The following is a 20,614-nucleotide window of genomic DNA, read 5'->3' as shown; positions in this document are numbered from 1 at the left end:
TTAGTCAAAATCAGGACGTGCTTTCTTCTATTTTTGAGACTTTTTGCCCAGCCTCGTGCTTTTGTTATAGAATTGAAAAGGACGATTTTTGTAAAATATGATATACTGTCAGAAAGAGAAAAGGAGAGTTGCAGATGAAAGTTGTATTTGTATGTTTAGGCAATATTTGTCGTTCACCGATGGCAGAAGCAGTTTTTAGACAAATGGTGAAAGAGAAAGGTTTGGAACAACAAGTCATTATTGATTCTGCAGCAACAAGTTCTTGGGAACAAGGCAATCCTGTTCACTCTGGTACTAGAAAACAATTAGCCAAAGTAGGAATCTCTACTGAGGGGATGTATTCTAGACAATTATCTTCAGTAGATGCCGATGCAGATTATATTATTGGAATGGATTCGGAAAATATGATGAATATTAAACGAATGATGCAAGGAAAGACTGGTGCAAAAATTGCTTCTTTATTAAGTTTTGTAGGAAGCAATCGAGATATTGCAGATCCATGGTATACAGGAGATTTTGAACAAACGTATCAAGATGTTTGTTTAGGGTGTGAAGCTTTTATGAAAGAAATTCAAGAGAAATTACAGAAAAATGGAGAGAATAATGGAGAAAAATTTTAAACAACAATTAATATTAATTGCAGTTGCGGCGACGTGTTTATTTTTCGTATTAAATATTAGCCATTTATATACAGGAGTGAATGCTTTTTTACGAATGATGTCTCCTATTGTGTTAGGATTATTAATGGCATTCATCTTTAATGTTCCAATGAAACATATGGAAAAACAATTAAAGAAGATTAAAGTTCCTTCTTCTTTAAGACGGAGTATTGCTATTTTAGGAGTACTATTCATTTTTATTGCGATTGTGGTAGCTATTTCATGGATTATTGTTCCAACCTTAGCGAAAACAGTTGTTCAATTAGGAGAAAGTTTTAATTATTTAATGGATTTTGGTGTGAATTGGATACAAAATTCTGGATGGTTACAAGCAGCTGATGTAGAACGAATTACAGGATTTATTAATCAAAGTAATATTGTTTCTAGTGTTGTATCGCTCTTAGGTGGATTTACTTCTAATATTACAGGAATATTCTCTAATGTATTTACGATTTTAATGGCAGTATTTTTAATGTTAAATATTTTAGGAAGTAAAGAGCAATTACAATATTTAATCACTCGATTGTTAAAAGTATGTCTATCTGAAAAAAGGTTTAAACTGGTTCGATATATTGGGGAAATTACGTTAGAAACATATGATAAATTTTTAATGGGACAATTAATCGAATCGATGATTATTGGTTCATTAGTGTTCATTACTTACAGTATATTTCAATTACCTTATGCAGCAATAACAGGTGTATTGGCTGGTGTTTTATCGTTTATTCCATATATTGGTCCATTTTCAGCTTGTATGTTAGGAGCTATTTTCATTTTTACAGTAAGCCCAATTCAAGCGTTAATTTCGATTGGTGTCTTCTATGGATTACAATTAATTGAGGGAAATTTTATTTATCCTCGTGTGGTAGGAAATTCGATTGGATTACCAACTGTGTTAACATTAGCAGCGGCATTGATTGGTGGAAATTTATTTGGAATTCTAGGATTAATTTTCTTTACACCATTGTGTGCAGTCATCTATCATCTTGTAAAAGAATTAGTCATTAAACGAGAAGAAACGTTGAAACTTTTGGATAAATGAGGTGAGAATCATCGAACAAAAGGAAAAAGAAATGTTCATGAAGGAAGCTTTAAAGGAAGCGCAAAAAGCATACGATAAAGAAGAAGTTCCTATTGGTGCAGTTGTAGTGCTAAATGATGAAATTATTGGACGTGGACATAATTTACGAGAAAAAGAACAAGATGCAACTTTGCATGCTGAAATCAAAGCAATTCGGCAAGCGAATCAAGTTCTAGGAAGTTGGCGATTAGAAGATTGCGAATTATTTGTAACATTAGAACCATGCCCGATGTGTAGTGGAGCCATGATTTTGTCACGTTTGAAAAAAGTAACATTTGGAGCTTTTGATCCAAAGGCAGGAACAGCAGGAACATTTATGAATTTATTACAAGATGAACGATTTAATCATCAAGTAGAAGTGGAACATGGCGTGTTAGAAGAAGAGTGTCAGCAAATTTTAAAAGACTTCTTTAAAGGATTAAGAGAACGAAATAAAAGACGAAAAGAACAAAAGAAATTAGAAAACGATGAATGCCTTTAGGATATTCATCGTTTTTTGTTACCTCTCTCTTGTAATGAATGATTCTATTATAGTGAACTGGAATCTGTTTCTTTACGGTATTCCATTACTTTATGTTCATATTCGTTTAAAAGTTCTCTGGAATAAATTTTTTCATTTGTCGAATTTCTAACTTCTTTCCAAAGAATCGATGCAACTTTTAACTTATTTGAATAAAATTTGCTACATTCATCTGAGCAAAAGTCTTTTAGAAACTGATTCCATTGACAAGCTGAGTTATCATATTTTGCATAATCTGATTCACCATAATATATTTTAATCATATCTTGAATCGTGAATGATATGTCTTTATCTCTTTTTACTTTTCTCCATGCTGTTGCCATATTAGCACTAAATTTAAACGGACTAATACCTGTTACAGCTGAAAAATAATCACGAAATTTTTGGTTGAAAGAAAAACCACAATGAAGTAATGGAGTATTCAAAGTAATATCTTCGACTTGTTTTTTGTTTCTTTTGATCACCTTTTTTTCGATTTTATTTCCTAAAAAATATTGATGAATGATATTATTCAATTCTTTCTTCGTACCTCTATACTCTAATCCAAGGGATTTGCAAATTTGTGATAGTTCTTCTCGGTACCAATAATAGAGATTAAATTCTTCAAATGAATGGATATCTTTAAAATCAGGTCTTTTTTCTTCCATAATGGTCTCCTAAAATCATTTACTTATTCATTATTATAAATGTAATGAGTAAAATTGTATATTTTAGCTCATTGAACGATTTGACAAATGACAACTTTTTATTTGGAGAATTTCAAGTGGGAGTAGAATTATGAAGAAGTATTATAAAGGTTTTACAAATTCAAAAATCAAAAACTTTACATTAAATCTCTGTATTGTTATACTGTTTTCGAATGAAATCAGAGAACATTTGGGGTGCCTTTATGGCTGAGATGATACCCATTGAACCTGATGCAGTTCGTACTGTCGAAGGGAAATGATTCGCTAATTATGTCTAATCCATAGGATAGATTAAGGGAAAAGACTTATATTTGAATAATCATCTAATATCCTCTTTTGTTTGCCTTATCATTTAGCAAATGAAAGAGGATTTTTTGTCCTCTAGACAAAATATGGAATAGGAAAGGTATGGTCATATATGGAAACATATGCTTTTAAAACAGGAGATGCTGTGGGAGAATTACTTAAAAACAGTCAGCGAGATTGGAATGCGGCAGTCAATCATCGTTTTGTACAGGAGCTTTTTGAAGGAACAATGGATAATCAAGTCTTAATAAAATATCTGATTCAAGATTATCATTTTTTTGATGCTTTTTTATCGATGTTAGGAGCTTGTGTCGCTCATGCTGATACGCTAGAAGCAAAATTACGATTTGCAAAACAATTAGGCTTTTTAGAAGCAGATGAAGATGGCTATTTTCAAAAAGCATTTAAAGAATTAGGAGTGACAGAAAAAGAATATTTAGGAGTTACGTTACATCCTGTGACAAAAGAGTTTCAAAAGCTAATGTATTCAGCAGTAGATTCATCTGAGTATGCTCAGCTTTTAGTGATGTTAGTCATTGCAGAAGGTTTATATTTAGATTGGGGCTCTAAGGAATTACCTCTTCCAGATCGATATGTTCACCTGGAGTGGATTCATCTTCACCGAGGAGAATTTTTTAAAGAATGGGTTCAGTTTCTCGTTGATGAGTTAAATCGAGTTTGTAAGGATAAAGCAACGATTTCAGCACTTCAAGAACGTTGGAATCATGCGGTAGCTTTAGAATTAGCATTTTTTGAGATTGGGTATGAATGTTAGTTGTTTATAGTACATTAAATAGAATATTGATTTTAATGGGACATTTTTACTTGTGTTTAATAAGATAAAACTGCTAATTTTTCAAGAGTTAGACAGCTTAATTTTTACGTGATATAATATTTTACGAAAATGTAGTGCTCTAGCACAGCAAAGTCTCTAAGGAATGTCAGTTCCCTAGGGGCTTTTTTGTCGGAGTAGGGTTAGCTTTAACTTTTGTTCTTGGTATCTAACCACTTATAAATGTAATGTGTTGTTACTTCTATGATTGAAGTCATTTTTACTTGTGTTTAATTGAGACATTATCACTTACGTTTGATAGCATGGAAAACAAATTTTTTTGAACTATTGCAAAATACAGGGAAATAGAGTATAATAATATCTGCCGTTAGGCCATATGGCAATAGCGAACATATGAATCGAGTCAGGTCCGGAAGGAAGCAGCTATAAGTATCGTTCGTTATGTGCTGTATGTACATAGAAGTAATTACAGGCTGGGGCTAGCGTTCCAGCCTGTTTTTATAAGTAAGTATTTTGAGATAGATGGAGGAGCTCTCTAGTGAAAAATAAAGGGTTCAAAGAAGAAGAAAAGCACTTAGTAGAAGTTCAATCAAAATTTGAAGAAAAAATACAATCTGAAAAACTAAGATTAAAAGATGAAAATTTGGATCAACAACGTCAAGATTTTATTGATTTTTCAATTCACCAATTAGAAAATCAAAAAGAATCTCCTTATTTTGGAAGAATTGATGTTCAATTTGAAGGTGAACCGGAAGTTGAAAAAATGTATATTGGTTCATCAACATTTTTTGATGAAGAAAAGCAAGTGCTAGTATATGATTGGCGTGCGCCAATTGCCAGCTTATTTTATGAAGGAACATTAGGGGATTTAACGTACCAAACACCTTCAGGAATTCAACATGGGCAAGCCTCTTTAAAAAGAGATATTGTCATTAAAAAAGGTAAAATTCAATCGGTCTATGATGTAGAAAATGAAGAATCATTATTAATGGAAACATTAAGTGCACCTACGAATCGTGATGGACATTTAGAAGGAATTACAGCTACGATTCAAAAGGAACAAAATGAAATTATTCGTCATAAACAAAAAGATTGGTTAATTGTTAATGGTTGCGCAGGTAGTGGTAAAACAACCATTTTATTACAACGAATTGCGTATTTGATGTATCAATCAAAAGATCAAAGTCATAATGATATGTTGTTGTTATCACGAAATCAATTATTTGCCAAATATATTTCACACGTTATTCCTAATTTAACTGGTAGTGAATTATATCAACAAACATTAGCGCAACATACAGTAGAATTATTTAAGAAATTTTTCTTAAATAAAACAAGTATGTTAGTACCAACTAAAACGAGAAGAGCGTATTTAACAGATAGTGAGTGGGCAGCTCTTATTGCTGAACAATTGCCTGCTTTATCGGTAGCGAATTTGCATTTCCGTCCGATTTCAATTAAAGGATTTAGAATTTTTGGTGAAAAAGATTATCAAAAAATTATTGAACAAGTAAATCCTAAATTAACATTATATCAACAATTGGTACAAATTCAGGAAGTCTTAGAAAAGAACTTAAAACGTCGTTTGAATCGTTTCTATGTTTCTGAAGTTGCTAAACGTGTATATGAAGAAATGTCATCGATGCAAATTGAAGTATTGATGAAAAATGAAGAATTTAATAGTGAAACAGAATATTATCAAATGCTAGGACAACGAGTATTTGAAAAACAATCATTAGAAGCAGAGCAACAAGTAGAAATGTTTGCATTTGTAAATTTTGCAAAACATTTACAAGACTGGATGCCACTAGCTAAACAACGTAGAGAAGAATTAGGGAAAGTAGATAATGCTCAATTACCTTTAAAAGATACGGGTGAAGGACGTCTTCAAGTAACAGCAGAAGGAGTCAGAGTGTTACTTTACGTAGCAACAATGATTGCTCCAATTCGTGATTATCAAGGATATACTCACTTATTTATTGATGAAGTTCAAGATGTATCATTATTATTTATGGCAGCATTATCCAATTATTATTTCCGTGCGAAATTTACAGTAGTTGGAGATACATTCCAATCATTCTCAACAGCTACAACGATTTTCTCTTTAGAAGAACGTCATCCAGAATTAGTAGCAGCCTTTTTCAAAGAACGTGTATTAGAACATCGTTCATTAGAAATTAGTTACCGTTGTACTGCGCAAATTACTCGTTTTGCCAATGGTATTTTAGGGTGGGAATTAGATAAAAATGTATTCCCACGTACAGGTGAAGAAGTAGGAGTATTTGTTGATGAAGAACCTTCAATTGAACGATTGAAGAAATTAGTCGAAGATACACCTGAATGTTATCATACAAATGCTATTTTCTGCCGTACAATGGATGAAGCAAAAGCTTTACAAAAAGAGTTAGTGGAGTATGATGCTGAATTATTAGAAGATACAAGTGAATCATTAGGTAGTCGATTAGTAGTGACAACGATTGAAGTTGCTAAAGGGCTAGAATTTGACCAAGTCTTTATTTGGCAAGCAACAAAAGATCGCTATGCAACGATGAAAGAACGATTTATGTTCTATACAACTTGTACTCGTGCAAAACATCGCTTGAATATTTTTACGACTCCAGAGGTGACAAGTTTTATTGCAAACTCTAAAGCACCAATGTCTGTTTTTGGAACATTCCGGTAGTCAAATCTCATAAAAAAATGTAAAATAGTAAAGAATAGAAAACATAACCTACAATCGTAGCGTTGTGTTTTCTTAGTATAAAGTCAAAAGGAGAAGACCGATGGCTTATCAAGCGTTATACCGAAAATGGCGACCGCAAAAATTTGAAGATATGGTGGGGCAAACTGCAGTTACGAAAACATTGAAAAATGCGATTATCCATCACAAAACAAGTCACGCGTACTTATTTACAGGTCCAAGAGGAACTGGGAAGACAAGTGCTGCGAAAATTTTTGCTAAAGCAATTAACTGTTTAAATCCTCAAGATGGAGAACCTTGTAATGAATGTTTATTATGTAAAGGCATTACAGAAGGAACGATTGGGGACGTTATTGAAATTGATGCGGCGAGTAATAATGGGGTAGAAGAAATTCGTGATATTCGAGATAAAGCTCGTTATGCTCCAACTCAAGCAACGTATAAAGTTTATATTATCGATGAAGTACATATGTTATCGACAGGAGCATTCAATGCTTTATTAAAAACATTGGAAGAACCTCCCAAAAATGTCATCTTTATACTAGCAACGACTGAACCGCATAAAATTCCAGCAACGATTATTTCACGAACACAGCGATTTGATTTTAGGAGAATAACGAATGATGAAATTATTCAAAGACTTCGTTATATTTTAGAACAAGAAGAGATTGCGTATGAAGAAGAAGCGCTAAGTGTTATTGCTCGTTGTGCTAATGGTGGAATGCGTGATGCATTAAGTTTATTAGATCAAGTCATTTCATTTAGTGATGACAAAGTGAGTTTTGAACAAGCCATTCAAGTTTCTGGAAGTTTAACGGATGATTTAATGATTGAATTTGTTCGCTTATTGACTCAGCAACAAGCGCAAGCAGCATTATTACAATTGCAAGATTTATTATTGCTAGGAAAAGAAGCATCTCGTTTAATTGAAGAATGGCTAGAATTTTCTAGAGATTTATTAGTGGCAAAACAAACCGGAGATATGATTGGTAGAAGTGAAGCTTTTGTGGAGTTTGCAAAAGAAGTCGAAGAAGCCTTTTTATATCGCTTTATGGATGCTTTAAATCAAACGCAACAAGAAATGCGATTTACAACAAAACCAACTATTAGTTTGGAAGTCTTTACGATTAAAATGGCTCAACCAGTAGTAGCAGTAGCTCAGCAAGCAGTACCAGCGAATCAGGAATATGTCTCACAATTGGAACAACAGTTACAAAGTTTACAACAACAGATGTCTCAATTATTACAAGGACAAGGAGTAGAAGCTCCTAAAAGAGTATCAACTCCACAAGCAAAAGCAAGTACATATAAGCCAAATATTGGTGAAGTTTATAAAGTGCTAGATGCTGCAACTCGTAAAGATTTAATTTTTATTCGAGAATTGTGGGGCGATTTATTACAAATGCTTTCGACCACTCAAAGAGCTCTATTGAAAGCAAGCGAACCTGTAGCAGCTAGTCCAAATGGATTTGTGTTAAAATTCGATTATGAAATTTTATGCCAAAGAGCGCAGGAAAGTGTAGAACTTCATGAAGATATTGCTCGTCATTGTCAAACATTAGCGCAGTATCCAGGGAATTTTGTCAGCGTGACAGGAGAACAATGGGTACAAATTCGACAAGATTATTTACGAGATAAGAAAGAAAAACAAGAATCAGAAGGTGTGACTCATGCAACAGAAATGGAAGAGCAACCGACTGATGAAGAAGAAAAAAATGAAGTAGAACAATTAGTTCAAAATACGATTGATTTGTTTGGAGAAGAAATTGTTCATATTTCAGAAGAAACAGAAAACAATTAAGGAGGAATCAACATGCGTGGAATGGGAAATATGCAAGGCATGATGAAACAAATGCAAAAATTACAAAAACAAATGGCACAAGCTCAAGAGGAGTTAAATCAAACAGAATATGTGGGAAGCTCTCAAAGTGACTTAGTACAAGTGACAGTGAATGGAAAACGTCAAGTACTTTCTGTATCGATTAAACCAGAAGCGGTTGATGGAGATGATGTTGAATTATTACAAGACTTAGTATTAATGGCAACAAATCGTGCCTTAGAGCAAGCTGAAAAAGCAAATGAACAAACAATGGGACAATTTACTAGAGGATTAAATATCCCTGGATTTTAATGAGTTGAGGTGAGAGGATGCAATATCCAGAACCAATTGCTCGATTAATGGATAGTTATATGAAACTGCCTGGAATCGGGGCAAAAACAGCAGCTCGTCTTGCTTTTTTCAGTATGGAAATGCCGGAAGAAGAAGTGATGAATTTTGCCAATGCACTTATTAGTTGTAAACGAGATTTAACAATGTGTTCTGTTTGTGGAAATATTACGCAAGAAGATCCTTGTGAGATTTGCCAAGATGCTTCTAGAGATAGAACAAAAATACTAGTTGTTGAAGATAGTCGAGATGTGATGAGTTTAGAGAGAATGAAGGAATATAAAGGTTTGTACCATGTTCTTCATGGTGTTCTGTCTCCAATGGAAGGAACAGGACCTGATGATATTAATGTGGCTTCTCTCATTCAGCGTCTTCAGGATCCTACTGTAGAAGAAGTGATTATTGCTACTAATGCAACTGCAGAAGGTGAAGCAACTGCGATGTATTTATCTCGTTTAATTAAACCAGCTGGAATTAAAGTGACGCGTTTAGCTCATGGTCTTGCAGTTGGTAGTGATATTGAATATGCAGATGAAATGACTTTATTCAAAGCCATTGAAGGACGAAGAGAGCTGTAATTATAAATGAAACAAAATAATATTGTAAGATAGTGAGGACTTGAAACTCGCGTTTCCTCGGATATCTTCATAGTGACGACAATAGCTGTACCGGATTGAGCCAAGGTCTCAATCCTACCGAGCTTCAAAGAGGGCGCTGGGAATAAATTCCTGGCGCCCTCTAATTCACATCGGTTACTTTTCGCTATTGTTGTTATTATAGAATCCGAGGAGGCTTCATTTTCAACTGTGCAGTGTTAATCTGTTTTATTTATTGCGTTCATGAGAAAAAGAAATTGCATTTCGATGGGATGTGGAGCAAGAGATAGTCTTTTTTACTTGAATAGATATAATTTAGAGAACAAAAACGAATAGACTTCCCGTTATAGTAGCAGGTTGATGGCAGAAACTATCTTTGGTGTTTCATCCCTAAGCTACTGTGGGAAGTTTTTTTGTAACTAAAAAATCCTTTTTTGCATTGAAAAAATCAAATACAAAAAAGGTCTAAGAGTTTTAGAACTATTTATTAAATGTTACCAAAGAATTTCGCATTCCTTAGTAACAGTGTCTTGAAATGAATCAACAGGTGCTTCATTTGTAATAATATAGTCAATCACATTGTAATTAGCTAATTTAAAATAGTGACTCGTATTAAACTTTGAGGAATCTGCTAATAATACAGTAAGATCTGCATTCGCAATCATTTGCTGTTTTAGTAAAGCTTGATTATAGTTTGCTTCGTATGAACCAAAACGATCAAGTCCTCTACAACTCATAAAGCAAATATCTGCATGGAAATTATTGATAAAATGGATAGCAAAATCTCCCAGTGCCGAATTTGTTCCATAATCAATATGGCCCCCACAGAAAAATAAAGTAATATTATCATAATTATTTAGTTGCCGTGCTATTTCAAGACCATTTGTAATGACACGTAAATTTTGTAAATTTGCTAAATAAGGAATAAGCATAGCTGCTGTTGAAGAGCTATCAATAAAAATGGACTGATTATCTGTTAAAAAAGTTGAAGCTGTTTCAGCAATATGTTTTTTACCAGAAGTTTCTTCCTGTTTGCGACTTTCATATGTGTATTCCACATTATTGGTTGTAACTAGTCGTACTTCTCCATGAGTTCGAATAATTTTTCCATCTTTTTCTAATTGAATTAAATCTCTTCTTAATGTAGAAGTAGAACAATACATTAGAGCTTCTAATTGTACCGTAGATATCATTTTTCTTTTCGATAAAATATCTAAAATTTTGGTCATCCTTTCGTAAGAAACCATAATTCACCCTCCTGATATAATACACCTTGAACAATTATGAACAATTATGAACAAATTATAGCACAAAGTTTGGCGAAATTTCAATAGCGCTTTCATGTATTGTATACGCTTTCTATTATTGGTATGATGAAATCAAGAAATAGATGATACTATTATGACATTTGATGACCAAGTAGTTTTTAAACGAATGTGTGATATTTGAGATAAGGAGTATAACGAAAAAGAGTTGTACAACAGATTGGAAATATTCTATTCGATTTGATGAGAATACCATCATCGTAACGCCAACAGGTATCAATAAAAACAAAAAGGGGGAAATACTTGAAACAAATGTTTTAAATGATAGGAAGTTATTAAAGTCTGTACTTTTCTAAATTTTTCTAGAAAGGTACTGAGAAAAGGTAAAAACAAGGAGGAAGGAAAAATGATACAACATCCACGTATTGGGATTCGTCCTACGATCGATGGCCGTCGTCAAGGGGTACGCGAATCTTTAGAAGTTCAAACAATGAATATGGCCAAAAGTGTAGCAGCTTTGCTAGAGTCAACATTGAAATATCCAGACGGACAACCAGTTGAATGTGTGATTTCACCATCAACAATTGGACGTGTACCAGAAGCAGCAGCATCACACGAATTATTCAAAAAATCGAATGTATGCGCAACTATTACAGTAACTCCATGTTGGTGTTATGGTAGTGAAACAATGGATATGTCACCAGATATTCCACATGCTATTTGGGGATTCAATGGAACTGAAAGACCAGGAGCTGTATATTTAGCAGCAGTTCTTGCTTCTCATGCTCAAAAAGGAATTCCAGCATTTGGTATTTATGGTAAAGATGTTCAAGAAGCATCTTCTACAGAAATTCCAGAAGATGTAAAAGAAAAACTTTTACGTTATGCAAGAGCAGCATTAGCAACTGGATTAATGAGAGACACAGCTTACTTATCAATGGGTAGTGTTTCAATGGGTATTGGTGGTTCAATCGTAAATCCTGATTTCTTCCAAGAATATTTAGGAATGCGTAATGAATCAGTGGATATGACAGAATTTACTCGTCGTATCGACCGTGGTATTTATGACCATGAAGAATTTGAACGTGCTCTAGCTTGGGTAAAAGAAAATGTTAAAGAAGGTTTTGACCGTAACCGTGAAGATTTAGTATTAAGTCGTGAAGAAAAAGATAAACAATGGGAATTTGTTATCAAAATGTTCATGATTGGACGTGACTTAATGGTTGGTAACCCTCGCTTAGCTGAACTAGGTTTCGAGGAAGAAGCTGTTGGTCACTATGCTTTAGTTGGTGGATTCCAAGGTCAACGTCAATGGACAGACCACTTCCCTAATGGGGACTTTATGGAAACATTCTTAAATACTCAATTTGACTGGAATGGTATCCGTCGTCCTTACATTTTCGCTACAGAAAATGACGCTTTAAATGGTGTATCAATGTTATTCAACTACTTATTAACAAATACACCACAAATTTTTGCAGACGTTCGTACTTACTGGAGTCCAGATGCAGTTGAACGTGTAACAGGACATAAATTAGAAGGTCATGCAGAAAATGGATTCTTACACTTAATTAACTCAGGTTCTTGTACTTTAGATGGAACAGGACAAGCTACTCGTGATGGAGAAGCTGTTATGAAACCATTCTGGGAATTAACACAAGATGAAGTAGATGCAATGCTTGAAAATACTGATTTCCCAGCAGCAAACAGAGAATACTTCCGTGGTGGTGGGTACTCAACTCGCTTCTTAACAAAAGGAAATATGCCTGTAACAATGGTTCGCTTAAACTTACTAAAAGGTGTAGGGCCAGTATTACAAATTGCTGAAGGTTACACATTAGAATTACCAGAAGAAGTTCACCATACATTAGACAATCGTACAGATCCAGGTTGGCCAACAACATGGTTTGCTCCTCGCTTAACAGGAAAAGGCGCATTCAAGTCTGTATACGATGTAATGAACAACTGGGGTGCAAACCACGGTGCAATTTCTTACGGACATATCGGAGCAGATTTAATTACATTAGCTTCTATGTTACGTATTCCAGTAAATATGCACAATGTGGATGAAGAAGATATTTTCAGACCGAAAAATTGGTCACTATTCGGAACAGAAGATTTAGAATCAGCTGATTACCGTGCTTGTCAATTATTAGGTCCAATTCATAAATAAAAGAGGTAACTAGAATGGCAAAGACAATTATTTTAGCCTGCGTTGGCGGATTAACAACAAGTATGTTAGTAGAAAGAATTAATGAAGTAATTTATCGTGACAAATTAGATTATTCATTCTACTCTGTAGGAATTACAGGGGTTGATAATTTAAAAAATGTAGATGTTTTACTATTATCACCACAATTAGCGTATCTTGAAAAAAAAGCTAAAGCTAATCTTGATATTCCAGTTGCAGTTATTTCAGATGAAGATTTTGAAAATATGCGCGGAGAAGAAGTTCTTAAACAAGGTATTGAATTATTAGGATAAGCTTATGAGTGATACTAAAAAAGCAGATACACAACGGTTGATGCAACTCATAGTAAAAAGTAGTAAAGTAACATCTTTAGCGATGCAATCAATGAAGAGTGCTCTTGCAGGTGATTTATCATCTGCAAGAGAATTACTCGATGAAGCAAAAACTAAAGGAGTAGAAGCTCACAATATTCAAACTGAAATGATTCAATTAGAAATTAAAGGAGAAGCAAGTTCTCCAACATTGCTTGCAGTGCATGCACAAGATCATTTTATGAATAGTCACTTACTCTTAGAAATGGTAGGCATCGTCGTTGAACAACAAACACAAATGAAAGCGCTCCAAGAGCGCGTTATAAAACTGGAACAGGTAGGTGAAACGCATGAGTAATCCAGTTATTCTTGAAATGAAGGGAATCGTTAAAAGTTTCGGACCCGTAAAAGCCTTAAAAGGTGTAGACTTTGATTTAAGAGCTGGAGAAGTACACGCCCTAATGGGTGAAAACGGTGCAGGGAAATCCACATTAATGAAAGTACTAACAGGGATTCATAAACCAAACGAAGGTACGATTCACTATAATGGAAAACAAGTGGAATATTCAAAACCAAAAGAAGCGATGGATGATGGTATTGTTATCGTTCACCAAGAATTAAATATGATGAATGACTTAACGGTAGCACAAAATATTTTCATTGGTCGTGAAGAAATTAGTCAAGGTTTATTTATTGATGATAATGCTGCGAATAAAAAGGCAAAAGAATTATTCAACTTGTTAAAACTGGATATTAATCCACAAGAAAAAGTGGGTCATTTAACAGTTGGGAAACAACAAATGGTTGAAATTGCAAAAGCGTTATCGATGGATGCTAAAGTTATCGTATTCGATGAACCAACAGCAGCTTTAACAGAATCAGAAATCAATGAATTATTCGTAATTATTGATGATTTACGTCAAAAAGGTGTTGGAATCACTTATATTTCTCACCGTATGGATGAAATCGCTCGTATTACTGACCGCGTAACGGTTATGCGTGACGGTGAATATGTTGGTACAGTAAATACAAAAGAAACAACTAAAGACGAAATTATTGCGATGATGGTAGGACGTACAATTTATGAAGATCCAAAAGCAGCATCAGCAGTGCCAGAAGATGCACCAGTAGTCTTAGAAGTTGAACATTTAAATGCAGGAAGCACAGTAAAAGATGTAAGTTTTGTATTGAAAAAAGGCGAAATCTTAGGCTTCTCTGGTTTAATGGGGGCTGGTCGTACAGAAGTAGCTCGTTTATTATTCGGTGCGGATAAAAAAGATAGCGGTACCATTAAAATTAATGGTAAAGAGGTTGATATTAAATCTCCTCAAGATGCTATCCGAGAAGGAATTGGATACTTATCAGAAGACCGTAAACGTTATGGATGTGTTGTTGATATGACAATTGCAAACAATACAGTAATGACAAACTTAGATAAGTATATACATGGTGGTTTAATTAATGATGCGGAAATTGTTTCAGCAAGTGATGTATTTGTAAAATCACTAAGAACAAAAACACCATCCTCAAAACAACTAGTTCGTAACTTGTCAGGTGGTAACCAACAAAAAGTGGTTATTGCAAAATGGTTAGAACAAAATAGTGATATTTTAATCTTTGATGAACCAACTCGAGGAATCGACGTAGGTGCGAAAAGTGAAATTTATACATTAATGAATGAGCTAGTTGCTCAAGGAAAATCAATCATTATGATTTCTTCAGAATTAACAGAAATACTACGTATGAGTGACCGTATTGTTGTTATGTGTGAAGGACGTAAAACAGGAGAACTTGACATTAGTCAAGCAACACAAGAACGTATCTTAGCATTAGCTACAGATCGATAATTGAAGAGGGGTATAAATATGGAAGAGAGAAACTCCATCTGGACTAAACTAGTAAAAACAGTTGGGCTACAAAAATTAATCGCAATAATCGCATTGATTGTTATTTTCGCATTTTTTGCAATCTCAAGTGAATCATTCCGTTCATTTGATACAGCAGTGAGCATCTTAGATGCATCTTATTACATTGGGTTTTTAGCTATTGGGGTAACATTCGTTATTATTACTGGTGGTATTGACTTATCTATCGGTACTGTAATGATGTGTGCTGCTATTACTGGTGGTGTGCTCCATACAAAAATGGGTTGGCCTTTATGGTTAGCACTTTTAGCAATTTTAGTGATTGGAGGTGTATTCGGATTATTCAACGGAGTATTAATTGCGAAATTTGGTTTACCACCATTCATTGCAACACTTGGTACAATGATGATTTCACGTGGTTTAAGTTCAATCGTATCTAATGTACAAAGTATTACTTTCCCATTACGTGGAACAGGTGAAGGTTGGTATAAAGATTTATTCAGAACGCAAGATAATCTTCCAACAGGGTTGATTGTACTGATTGTTGTAGCACTTTTAGCAGCAGTTGTATTAAATAAAACAAAAGTTGGTCGTTATATTTTCGCAATTGGTTCTAACAAAGAAGCAACAAGACTTTCTGGTGTTAATGTTATCAAATGGGAAGGAACAGCTTATGTTATCAGTGGATTATTAGCAGGTTTAGCTGGTATCGCATATGCAGCAACATACTCAACAATTCTTCCTGGTACTGGTAACGGTATGGAACTTGATGCAATCGCAGGGGTAGTAGTTGGTGGTACTTCATTAGCCGGTGGTGTTGGTTCAGTAATTGGTACAATTATTGGGGTATTCATCATGTCAGTATTGAAGATTGGTTTACCATATATCGACTTACAACCACACTATCAATTATTCATCACAGGATTTGTAGTAATTGTTGCGGTTTACTCTGATATCTTAATCCGTCAAAACAAAAAGAAATAAGTTTTAAAGAGTCAAATGTAGTGAATGTTTTAAAATTTTAGTAATAATCCAAAATTAGGATAATTAAAAGGAGAGAAATCTTATGAAAAAATCATTGAAATTTGCAATTGCCACTTTTGCTTGTGCATCTGCAATCTTAGCAGGCTGTTCATCAAAATCAAGTGATGGAGGTAGCGGAGGCTCTAAAGGTGGAGATTTTAAAGTAGAAGTAATTGCGAAAGGTTTCCAACATGACTTTTGGAAAGCAGTTAATAAAGGTGCTTCAAAAGCAGCAGATGAATTAGGTGCTAAAATTACATTCGTAGGACCTCAAAACGAAACAGCGATTGCTGAACAATTAGAACAATTAAACAACGCAATCAACAAAAATCCAAAAGCTATTGCATTAGCAGCTTTAGATACAGAAGCAGAATTAGATGCAATTAAACAAGCTCAAAGCAAAAATATTCCAATTATCGGGTTTGACTCAGGGGTACCTGGTGCACCAGAAGGAGCTATTAAAGCAACAGCTTCAACTGACAACCACGCTGCTGGGGGAAATGCTGCAGAAAACTTATTCAAATTATTAGAAAGCAAAGTTGGAGATAAAAAAGCTCGTATTGGGGTTGTATCTCAAGAAGTAAACTCTCTATCAATCACTCAAAGAACAAGTGGTTTCATTGATAAAATGGTTGAATTATTAGAGAAAAAAGGTATTAAAACAGCTGTAGTTGGACATGACAAATTCAAAAACAATGTTGCAGAAGCAGACGCTAAAGTAGTTATTGAAGTTCGTGTTCCTGCACAAGTAGACGATGCTGCTGGTAAAACAGAAGCTTCAACAGTATTAGAAAAAGAAGATACTATTGCAATTTATGGTTCAAATGAATTTGCTGCTAAAGCAATCATCAACGCAAACGGTGGTTTCAAAGAATCTAAATTAGGTAAAGATAAAATCTTAGCTGTTGGTTTTGACTCAGGTGCTTTACAACAAGATGCTATCCGTAAAGGTGTCTTTGTAGGTTCAGTTACTCAAGACCCAGTTCAAATTGGTTACCAAGCTGTTAAATTAGCAATTGCTTCAGCTAAAGGTGAAACAGTTAAAGACGTAGATACAGGTTCTAAATGGTATGATGCTTCAAATATCGATAAAGAAGATATCAAAGCATTATTATATGAATAAAATTTAAAAAGAGTATGGAGGAAAAAGCATGAGCTTAATGAAAGTGTTAGCCATTGATTTAGGTGCAAGTTCAGGGCGTGTCATGCAAGCCGTTTATAATGGTAGCTCCCTCCAGTTATCAGAGGTTCATCGGTTCAAAAATGAGCCGGTGAATCTTAACGATGGATTGTATTGGAATTTGTTACACTTATTTGGTGAAATCAAACAAGGAATTAAAAAAGCTTCAAATGATTCTATTCCGATTCGTTCCATTTCTGTTGATACATGGGGAGTGGACTATGCATATTTAGATCACAATGGAGATTTGCTCTATCAACCACATTGTTACAGAGATAATCGAATGGGGCGCTATGAGGAATCGTTTTATCAATTAATTTCTAAAAATGAATTGTTTAAGAAAACAGGTGTTCAACCTGCAACGTATAATACAATCTTGCAAATTTATTCAGATTTACAAGAAAAACCACAGCTAAAAGAAGTCGTACAAAGAGTTTTGTTTATCCCAGATTTAATTAATTACTTATTAGCGGGTGTTCTTGCAAATGAATATACAATTGCAAGTACGAGTGGGTTGTTAGATGTATTCACACAAGAATTTTCAGAAGAAATTTTTGAAAAGCTAGGAATTCCAACCAAATGGTTCTCATCACCAGTTAAAAATGGATCTGTATTAAGAGATTTATCGCCAAGAATTGTTCAAGAGTTAAAAGTTGAACCATTTAAAGTAATTGCAGGAGCTGGACATGATACAGCAGCAGCAGTTTTAGCAATTCCTTATGAAAACGAAAAAGGTACTGTATTTATTTCATGTGGTACTTGGTCTTTAGTAGGAATTGAATCTGATAAACCTGTTATTACAGATGAAGCATTTGAATCAGGTTTAACAAATGAAGGATGCTTTGATGGTAAATATAGATTACTTCAAAATACAACTGGCATGTGGATTATCCAAGAATTACAACGTGACTGGAGAAGTCAAGGTGAAGAAGTAAGCTTTGCGGAAATGGTACAATTAGCTGAAAAAGTAACGGATAATCAAACATGGATTTATCCAAACGATCCAGTATTTGCTTCACCAGGAGATATGGAAAGTAAAATTAAAGAGTTTTGTAAAGTAACAGGACAAGCTGTTCCTAAAACAAAAGGACATATTGTAAGAATTGTAATTGAAAGTTTAGCATTAACTTATCTAGAAACAATTGAACAATTAGAAGACTTAACAAAACAAAAAATGACAACCGTACAAATGGTAGGTGGAGGAATCCAAAATAAACTATTGTGTCAAATTACTGCTAACTTCACAAATCGTCTTGTTATTACAGGACCGGTAGAAGCTAGTGCGTTAGGAAATATCCTTTCACAATTATTGACACTAGAAGTGATTCATTCACGTCAAGAAGCACAAAATCTTATTAAAGCTTCAGAAGTTGTGACTCGATATGAGCCACAACCGGTTGAACAGTTTGTTAACATTCAACAAAAATTCAAACAAATTAAGAAAGGAATTTCATCATGTTAAAACAAATTCCTAAAATTTTGAGTCCTGATTTAGTGGCATATTTAATGGAAATGGGTCATGGTGATGAGCTGGTAATCGCGGATGCGAATTTTCCAGCTCACCGCATTGGACAACGTGTTGTGCGCATGGACGGACATGGAGTTCCAGTAGCATTAGAAGCAATTCTAAAATTATTACCATTAGACACATATAGTTCATACCAAGCAGGACTTATGCAAGTAGTACCGGGAGATACAACAGTTCCAGTAATTTGGGACGAATATAAAAAAATATTAGAAGAAAGTCATCCAGGTGCAGCAATTAAAGAATTTGAACGTTTTGAATTTTATGATCAAGCTGAAAAAGCTTATCTAGTCATTCAAACGGGAGAAAGTGCCTTATATGGCAATATCATTCTTAAAAAAGGTGTTTTATAAACACTAAATAAACTACAAAAAATTAATGAAACAAATTTAAGGGGAGAAACATTATGTCAACATTTTATGTACCAGCAATTAACTTAATCGGAAGAGGAGTAGTAAACGAAATTGGTTCTTATGTAAAAGATCTAGGGTATAATAAAGCTTTATTAGTAACGGATAAATTTATCGAATCAAGTGAAATTCTTCCTAAAGTTACAAAACCTTTAGATGAAGCAGGAATTGAATATGTTGTATTCTCAGATGTAGAACCTAACCCAACTTGTAAAAACGTAACAGATGGTGTTAGCGCATTAAAAGAAAACAACTGTGACTTCATTATTAGTTTAGGTGGTGGATCTCCACAAGATGCTGCAAGCTGTATTTCAGTTATCGCAACAAATGGTGGAAAACCTCAAGATTATGAAGGATTACACAAATCAGCTAAAAAAGGTTTACCAGTAGTAGCTATTAACACTACAGCAGGTACTTCAGCAGAAATTACAATTAACTACGTTATCACTGACGAAGAACGTAAAGTTAAAATGGTAATGGTTGATAAAAATAGTTTAGCATTAATCTCAGTTAACGACCCAGAATTAATGGTTTCTAAACCAGCTCCATTAACTGCAGCAACAGGTATGGATGCTTTAACTCACGCTGTTGAAGCATTAGTAACACCAGGTGCTTATGGAGTAACTAAAAAATTATCAATTGGTGCAATTGAATTAATTAAAGAATACTTACCACGTGCTGTAAAAGATGGTCACGATATCGAAGCTCGTGAAGGAATGGTAAATGCTATCTTCTTAGGTGGTATGTCATTCAACAACGCAGGTTTAGGTTATGTTCACTCAATGGCTCACCAATTAGGAGCTGTTTACAAATTACCACATGGTGTATGTTGTGCAATGTTATTACCAGTTATTGAACGTGAAAATGCAAAACGTGTTCCTGCAGCATTCCGTGATGTAGCTAAAGCTTTAGGATTAGATCCAGCAGGTAAATCAGATGAAGAATGTGCAGCTTATGCTATTAAAGAAATTGAAACATTATCTGAAACTGTAGGTATTCCTAAGAAATTAACTGAATTAGGAATTGAAGAAAAAGACTTTGATTTCGAATATCTATCTAAGAATGCGTTAATCGATGCTTGTGCACCTGGTAACCCATTCATGCCAACATTAGAAGAAACAATTGCTTTCTATAAAGAATTATTCTAATGATTAATAAGTTTTAAATTTTAATGTCCCTTTATAGGGGCATTTTTTAGTACACAAAAATCCCGTCAGATTTTGAGTCTGACGGGATTTTATCATGTGTTTGTAGTTATTCATCAATTTTGTAGTAGAAAGGTTCAACTTGTTCAGTAAATTGATGGCCCCCCATAAACAATCTCTTTCAATTTGA

19 protein-coding genes, 1 other RNA gene and 1 riboswitch are annotated in these 20,614 nt (G+C 34.2%); of the genes, 18 read left to right on the top strand and 2 right to left on the bottom strand.

What is annotated here, in order from left to right:
• The first annotated feature begins 134 nt into the window (after positions 1 to 134).
• Genes RWR88_RS05055 through tadA form a run of 3 tightly spaced genes read left to right on the top strand, consistent with a single transcriptional unit; the run spans position 135 to position 2,221 of the window.
• Positions 135 to 620: a low molecular weight protein-tyrosine-phosphatase gene (locus RWR88_RS05055; protein ID WP_314450916.1), complete on the top strand. Its 486-nt coding sequence runs from the start codon at positions 135 to 137 to the stop codon at positions 618 to 620.
• A complete protein-coding gene (locus tag RWR88_RS05050) occupies positions 604 to 1,701 on the top strand; it encodes an AI-2E family transporter (RefSeq protein WP_314348863.1) in 1,098 nt (365 codons plus the stop codon). The genes RWR88_RS05055 and RWR88_RS05050 overlap by 17 nt, the downstream gene beginning before the upstream one ends.
• Before the next feature lies 1 nt (position 1,702).
• The gene (tadA, locus tag RWR88_RS05045) at positions 1,703 to 2,221 is read left to right on the top strand and encodes a tRNA adenosine(34) deaminase TadA (protein ID WP_314450915.1); all 519 of its coding nucleotides are present in this window, start codon (positions 1,703 to 1,705) and stop codon (positions 2,219 to 2,221) included.
• A 47-nt stretch (positions 2,222 to 2,268) separates the two neighbouring features.
• Here tadA and RWR88_RS05040 read toward each other — a convergent pair whose 3' ends face one another.
• A complete protein-coding gene (locus RWR88_RS05040; RefSeq protein ID WP_314450914.1) occupies positions 2,269 to 2,907 on the bottom strand; it encodes an SAP domain-containing protein in 639 nt (212 codons plus the stop codon).
• Between the two features lie 220 nt (positions 2,908 to 3,127).
• A riboswitch (TPP riboswitch) is annotated at positions 3,128 to 3,218 on the top strand.
• Positions 3,219 to 3,364: 146 nt separating this feature from the next.
• Here RWR88_RS05040 and RWR88_RS05035 point away from each other — a divergent pair.
• The 6 genes from RWR88_RS05035 to recR all read left to right on the top strand — a co-directional run bounded on the left by RWR88_RS05035 (position 3,365) and on the right by recR (position 9,491).
• On the top strand, positions 3,365 to 4,027 hold the full coding sequence (locus RWR88_RS05035; RefSeq protein ID WP_314450913.1) for a TenA family protein: 663 nt from the start codon (positions 3,365 to 3,367) through the stop codon (positions 4,025 to 4,027).
• 383 nt (positions 4,028 to 4,410) lie between these two features.
• Positions 4,411 to 4,510: signal recognition particle sRNA small type (gene ffs, locus RWR88_RS05030), an RNA gene on the top strand.
• Between the two features lie 73 nt (positions 4,511 to 4,583).
• Positions 4,584 to 6,728: a UvrD-helicase domain-containing protein gene (locus RWR88_RS05025; RefSeq protein WP_314450912.1), complete on the top strand. Its 2,145-nt coding sequence runs from the start codon at positions 4,584 to 4,586 to the stop codon at positions 6,726 to 6,728.
• 100 nt (positions 6,729 to 6,828) lie between these two features.
• Positions 6,829 to 8,547, top strand: a complete 1,719-nt coding sequence (gene dnaX, locus RWR88_RS05020) for a DNA polymerase III subunit gamma/tau (protein WP_314450911.1) — start codon at positions 6,829 to 6,831, stop codon at positions 8,545 to 8,547.
• A gap of 12 nt (positions 8,548 to 8,559) precedes the next feature.
• Positions 8,560 to 8,877, top strand: a complete 318-nt coding sequence (locus RWR88_RS05015; protein ID WP_006703354.1) for a YbaB/EbfC family nucleoid-associated protein — start codon at positions 8,560 to 8,562, stop codon at positions 8,875 to 8,877.
• Between the two features lie 17 nt (positions 8,878 to 8,894).
• Complete coding sequence (gene recR, locus RWR88_RS05010; protein WP_006703355.1) at positions 8,895 to 9,491, top strand: recombination mediator RecR; 597 nt, start codon at positions 8,895 to 8,897, stop codon at positions 9,489 to 9,491.
• Between the two features lie 512 nt (positions 9,492 to 10,003).
• On the opposite strand, the gene RWR88_RS05005 is transcribed toward recR, so the two are convergent.
• Positions 10,004 to 10,756 carry a DeoR/GlpR family DNA-binding transcription regulator gene (locus RWR88_RS05005; protein WP_314450910.1) on the bottom strand — a complete coding sequence of 251 codons (753 nt, stop codon included), beginning with the start codon at positions 10,754 to 10,756 and terminating at the stop codon, positions 10,004 to 10,006.
• Positions 10,757 to 11,180: 424 nt separating this feature from the next.
• On the opposite strand from RWR88_RS05005, the gene RWR88_RS05000 reads away from it, so the two are divergent.
• From RWR88_RS05000 to RWR88_RS04960, 9 genes are all read left to right on the top strand, one after another.
• Positions 11,181 to 12,947, top strand: coding sequence for an L-fucose isomerase (locus RWR88_RS05000; RefSeq protein WP_314450909.1), 1,767 nt, complete (start codon positions 11,181 to 11,183; stop codon positions 12,945 to 12,947).
• 14 nt (positions 12,948 to 12,961) lie between these two features.
• Positions 12,962 to 13,258 (top strand): PTS sugar transporter subunit IIB, encoded by a 297-nt coding sequence (locus tag RWR88_RS04995; RefSeq protein ID WP_314450908.1) that lies wholly within the window; start codon positions 12,962 to 12,964, stop codon positions 13,256 to 13,258.
• A 4-nt stretch (positions 13,259 to 13,262) separates the two neighbouring features.
• Positions 13,263 to 13,634 (top strand): PTS lactose/cellobiose transporter subunit IIA, encoded by a 372-nt coding sequence (locus RWR88_RS04990; protein WP_314450907.1) that lies wholly within the window; start codon positions 13,263 to 13,265, stop codon positions 13,632 to 13,634.
• Complete coding sequence (locus RWR88_RS04985; RefSeq protein ID WP_314450906.1) at positions 13,627 to 15,123, top strand: sugar ABC transporter ATP-binding protein; 1,497 nt, start codon at positions 13,627 to 13,629, stop codon at positions 15,121 to 15,123. Before RWR88_RS04990 ends, RWR88_RS04985 begins: the two co-directional genes overlap by 8 nt.
• Positions 15,124 to 15,141: 18 nt before the next feature.
• On the top strand, positions 15,142 to 16,125 hold the full coding sequence (locus RWR88_RS04980; RefSeq protein ID WP_314112926.1) for an ABC transporter permease: 984 nt from the start codon (positions 15,142 to 15,144) through the stop codon (positions 16,123 to 16,125).
• A gap of 82 nt (positions 16,126 to 16,207) precedes the next feature.
• Positions 16,208 to 17,287: an ABC transporter substrate-binding protein gene (locus RWR88_RS04975; RefSeq protein WP_314348876.1), complete on the top strand. Its 1,080-nt coding sequence runs from the start codon at positions 16,208 to 16,210 to the stop codon at positions 17,285 to 17,287.
• A 28-nt stretch (positions 17,288 to 17,315) separates the two neighbouring features.
• Complete coding sequence (locus RWR88_RS04970; protein ID WP_314348877.1) at positions 17,316 to 18,806, top strand: rhamnulokinase family protein; 1,491 nt, start codon at positions 17,316 to 17,318, stop codon at positions 18,804 to 18,806.
• Entirely contained in the window at positions 18,800 to 19,222 is a 423-nt protein-coding gene (locus RWR88_RS04965; protein ID WP_227932403.1) for an RbsD/FucU family protein, read from the top strand. Before RWR88_RS04970 ends, RWR88_RS04965 begins: the two co-directional genes overlap by 7 nt.
• A 53-nt stretch (positions 19,223 to 19,275) precedes the next feature.
• Positions 19,276 to 20,427 (top strand): iron-containing alcohol dehydrogenase, encoded by a 1,152-nt coding sequence (locus RWR88_RS04960; RefSeq protein WP_314450905.1) that lies wholly within the window; start codon positions 19,276 to 19,278, stop codon positions 20,425 to 20,427.
• Positions 20,428 to 20,614 lie beyond the last annotated feature (187 nt).

Source organism: uncultured Granulicatella sp. (genome assembly GCF_963528195.1).
In the GTDB taxonomy this organism is placed as follows: Bacteria; Bacillota; Bacilli; order Lactobacillales; family Aerococcaceae; genus Granulicatella.
The sequence above is the reverse complement of the archived record's forward strand: the minus strand, read 5'-3'. Positions and strand labels throughout refer to the sequence as shown.